Source organism: Pantoea sp. CTOTU49201, from assembly GCF_032054795.1.
Lineage (GTDB): Bacteria > Pseudomonadota > Gammaproteobacteria > Enterobacterales > Enterobacteriaceae > Pantoea > Pantoea symbiotica.
In genome coordinates this window covers 1-4759 of record NZ_DAMBSA010000300.1, presented here as the reverse complement: position 1 = coordinate 4759, position 4759 = coordinate 1, and the positions used below count along the sequence as shown (strand labels likewise).

Annotated in this window: 3 protein-coding genes; all 3 read right to left on the bottom strand. The window is 51.9% G+C overall.

Annotation, left to right across the window (positions count from 1 at the left end; translation table 11 throughout):
- Positions 1-1248, bottom strand: a 1248-nt coding sequence (gene aceA / locus RTY00_RS18235; protein ID WP_312665371.1) for an isocitrate lyase, incomplete at its 3' end; no start/stop codon positions are given.
- A 16-nt stretch (positions 1249-1264) separates the two neighbouring features.
- Complete coding sequence (aceB, locus tag RTY00_RS18230) at positions 1265-2863, bottom strand: malate synthase A (protein WP_312665370.1); 1599 nt, start codon at positions 2861-2863, stop codon at positions 1265-1267.
- Between the two features lie 265 nt (positions 2864-3128).
- On the bottom strand, positions 3129-4058 hold the full coding sequence (gene metA / locus RTY00_RS18225) for a homoserine O-succinyltransferase (RefSeq protein ID WP_154154813.1): 930 nt from the start codon (positions 4056-4058) through the stop codon (positions 3129-3131).
- Between the last annotated feature and the right edge of the window lie 701 nt (positions 4059-4759).

The following is a 4759-nucleotide window of genomic DNA, read 5'->3' as shown; positions in this document are numbered from 1 at the left end:
TTGCGCAGCCTGCTCGAGGCGGATCGCAGCCAGGCCGGTGCCCACTTCCTGCTGATGCGACGAGAAGGTGTAGCCCTTATCGCGCGCTGCAAACTCCGGTTGCTGCACTTTTTCCACATAATGACGCATGCCTTCGCCCTGCGCATAGGCGTGTGCCAGATCGAACATGTTGAACCACATGCTGTGAATTCCGGCCAGCGTGATGAACTGGAAGCGATAGCCCATTTCGCTCAGCGCCTGCTGGAAACGCGCGATGGTGCGATCGTCGAGGTTCTTCTTCCAATTGAACGATGGCGAGCAGTTGTAGGCCAGCAGCTTGCCGGGATACTGCGCGTGGATCGCGTCGGCAAAACGCTGTGCCATCTCCAGATCCGGCGTCGAGGTTTCGCACCACAACACGTCGGCATAAGGTGCATATGCCAGCCCGCGGCTGATCGCCTGTTCAATCCCGGCATGCGTGCGGAAGAAGCCTTCCGAGGTGCGCTCGCCGGTGATAAATGCAGCGTCGCGCGGGTCGCAATCTGAGGTGATCAGGTCGGCGGCATCCGCATCGGTGCGCGCCAGTAATACCGTCGGCACGTTCATTACGTCTGCGGCCAGACGTGCCGCCACCAGTTTCTGAATCGCTTCCTGCGTCGGGACTAATACTTTGCCGCCCATGTGACCGCACTTCTTCACCGCCGCCAGCTGATCTTCAAAATGCACCGCGCCTGCACCGGCCTGAATCATCGATTTCATCAGCTCGAACGCATTGAGTACGCCGCCAAAGCCCGCTTCCGCATCGGCGACTATCGGCAGGAAGTAATCAATAAAATCATTGTCTTCTGGCGATACGCCGCTGGCCCATTGAATCTGATCGGCACGCTGGAAGCTCTGGTTAATCCGCTCTACCACATTCGGCACTGAATTCACCGGATACAGCGATTGGTCGGGATACATCTGCCCGGCCAGGTTGGCATCCGCCGCCACTTGCCAGCCGGAAAGGTAAATCGCTTCTATACCGGCTTTCGCCTGCTGCACCGCTTGTCCGCCGGTCAATGCGCCAAGGCTGTTGATGTAGCCTTTGCTCGATTCGCCATTCAGCAGCGACCAGAGTTTAGTGGCACCGCGCTCCGCCAGCGTGCAGGCGGGATTGACCGAACCGCGCAAGTTGACCACATCCTCCGCACTGTACGGACGAGTGATTCCCTGCCAGCGCGCATCATTCCAGCTCGATTCCAGTTGTTTGATCTGTTGCGTACGATTCATCGTCATATCTCCAGGTTCAAGGCAGCAGGCGGTAGCCCGGCAGAGTGAGGAAGGAAACCAGTTCGTCATCGGTGGTGATTTGCGCCATCAGCGCGGCGGCATCGTCGAAGCGTCCATGCTGGAAACGCTCTGCACCAACGGTTTGCTGCAAGGCTGCCAGCTCTTCCGCCAGCAGCCGTTCAAACAGCGCCACCGTCACCGGTTGGCCATCGCTGAGAATTTGCTTGTGATGAATCCATTGCCAGATGGAGGTACGAGCGATTTCAGCGGTGGCGGCGTCTTCCATCAATCCGTCAATCGGTACGCAGCCGTTACCGCTGATCCAGGCTTCCAGATATTGCAGCGCCACGCGGATGTTGGCGCGCATGCCGGCTTCGGTACGCTTACCGCGACACGGTGCCAGCAGACGCTCGGCGGTGATTGGCGCATCCTGCTCACGCGTAATGTGCAATTGATTAGGTTGATCGCCTAGTCGACGGTCAAACTCCTCCATCGCGATGTCCGCCAGGCCGGGATGCGCCACCCAGGTTCCATCGTGACCGTTGCCCGCTTCACGTGCTTTATCTTCCTGCACCTTCTGCGTCACCCATAAATTGCGCTCCGCGTCTTTGCTCGGAATCAGCGCCGACATACCGCCCATTGCCAGCGCGCCACGGCGATGGCAGGTTCTGATTAGCAGGCGTGAATAGGCATCGAGGAACGGTTGATCCATGCTGATTTGCTGGCGATCCGGCAGGATACGATCGGGATGCTGACCCAGCGTTTTGATGTAGCTGAAGATGTAATCCCAACGGCCACAGTTCAAGCCCACCACGTGATCGCGCAGTTCCCATAGGATCTCATCCATCTGGAACACCGCCGGCAGCGTTTCGATCAACACCGTGGCTTTGATGGTGCCGCGCGGCAGATCGAAGCGATCTTCACTGAAGCGGAAGATCTCACGCCACCAAGCCACTTCAGCGGCATGCTCGGTTTTCGGTAAGTAGAACCACGGCGCGTGCCCCTTTTCCAGCAGCGCTTCAACGTTGTGGAAAAAGTAGAGCGCAAAGTCGAACAATCCACCGGGAATAGCCCGATCGCGCCACTCCACATGCTTTTCATTGAGATGCAGACCGCGCACCCGACACATCAGTAGCGCCGGATTGGCACGCAGCTGGTAGATCTTGCCGGTTTCACTGGTGAAGCTCAGCGTGCCATTGACCGCATCGCGCAAGGTTAATTGTCCATCAACCAGCTTCTGCCAGGTTGGCGCCAGTGAATCTTCAAAATCGGCCATGAAGACGTTGACGTTGGCGTTGAGCGCGTTGATCACCATTTTGCGATCCGGCGGCCCGGTGATCTCCACGCGGCGATCTTGTAACAGTTGCGGAATAGGACGAACCTGCCACGCATTTTCACGAATGGAAGTGGTTTCCGAATCAAATCCCGGTAACTCACCTTGATCGTAACGCTTCTGGCGTTGCTGGCGTGCCTTCAGCAGGCGTTCGCGCTCTGGTGCAAAACGCACTACCAATGCGTGTACAAAGTCGATCGCTTCTGGGGTAAGCAGCTGCTTTTCCGCGTGGGTAAAGGGCTGGCTGAAGGTTAGCGTATTGCTGATAACCGAGTCTGTCATGCGGGCTGCCTCCTGGGTTGATCCATCGTTTAACGATCGGATCCGGATGTAGGGTGATTTATAACCTGCAAGATCAGAGCATAATGATTTTTATTTTATTTTCAAAAACTATTTCCATTTCTGTGTTTATAGTAATTTATCAGATTGATATTTATATAATTTAATCTCTCGAATTAAAGGCAATAACTTCCACCCCTGAATAGAAGGCAAAAAAAAGCCGCGATAGCTTTCGGCTAGCGCGGCAGGATCAAACGAGATGTTGGAGTTATTCGAGCGTTGGGTTCATCCGACGCAGATCGAACGGCGTGATCTGATAAACGTAGTAGTTCAGCCAGTTTGAGAACAGCAGGTTGCCGTGACTGCGCCATGTAGCGCGCGGTGGCAGTTCTGGGTTGTCGTGCGGGAAGTAGTTGAATGGCACTTCCGGCTGCAGGCCTGCATCGTAATCGCGATGATATTCACCTGAAAGCGTCAGGGCATCATATTCAGGATGGCCGGTGACAAACGCCAGACGCTTGTCTTTGCTTGCCATCAGATACGCGCCGGTTGATTCCGATTCGGCAAATAGCTCGAGATCGGTGTAATCACGGATCAGCTGGCTGGGGAAATCGGCATAGCGTGAATGCGGTGCCAGAAAATTGTCGTCAAAGCCACGCGTCAGTAACGCGTGTGGATGCAGGATTTGGTGCTCATAAACACCGGACAATTTGTTCTGCCGCGTCTGCTTAGGAATGCCATAAAGAATGTTGAGTGCCGCCTGAACCGCCCAACAGACAAAGAGCGTTGAGGTGACGTGCTCATTCGCCCAGTGCAGCACGCGCTGAATCTGTGGCCAGTAAGCAACATCATTGAAATCGACCAATCCCAGCGGCGCGCCAGTCACAATCAGTCCATCAAAATTATCGTTTTGGATGTCTTCGAAGTTGCAGTAGAAGTTGTTCAGATGCTCTGTCGGCGTGTTGCGCGACTCGCGGCTATCAATGCGCAGCAGTTGCACATCAATCTGCAATGGGGAGTTTGAGAGCAGGCGCAGGAACTGATTTTCCGTCTCAATCTTCTTTGGCATCAAGTTGAGAATCAGCACTTTTAGCGGACGGATCTCCTGAACACTGGCGCGCGACGACGTCATGACAAAGACGTTTTCATCACGCAAAAAATTCACTGCCGGTAATTCGTCGGGAATCCTGATTGGCATAACCTGCTCACCTCTTACTAATAACCGTATAAACGTTTAGACATCCAGATGCCCGACATTAGCGTGTTATGTCGAGAATGTCGAGTCTTCATGCGGTTTATGAAAATGTTTCAGCTTTAGGTGGGAAAAGTAATATTTTTATAGTTAATAACATTAGATGACTATACGGATCTGTTTCGTACAATCATTTCTAACTTAATGATAAGAAGTAGTGAGATGTAGGGAGAGGCTTATTAGTAATAGTGTGATGAATTTAAATTATTAGTTCATTGCTTTAACATAATTTCAATGCACGAATTATGCGTACTATTACAGCAGGAGATGCATTTACTTCAAAGCCATCCTTAGTTACCACCAAAGTTGCGTTTTCGGTTAATTCAATATTAGCCTTAGATTCAATTTTATAACTTTCATCTATTTTTGAATCAGTTAGCTTATTGCTAATATTATTTTTTTAATTCAATCGATCGGCATAAATTGTGGAAAGTTTTAGTATTAATTCCGTTTAAACGAGCATATTCATTTTTACTCATCTCACTTGATGACCAATTTTGGAAATGTTGCTGGCGTTGAGCATCTGTCATGATTTTTCTTTTAGTCATTTATTAGCCTTTTTACTGTCATTGAATAATTCCGTTAACTACAGACGTAAAAAAGCCCCGAACTTTCGTTCGGGGCTTCTTCACTTGTTTGATGCCTGG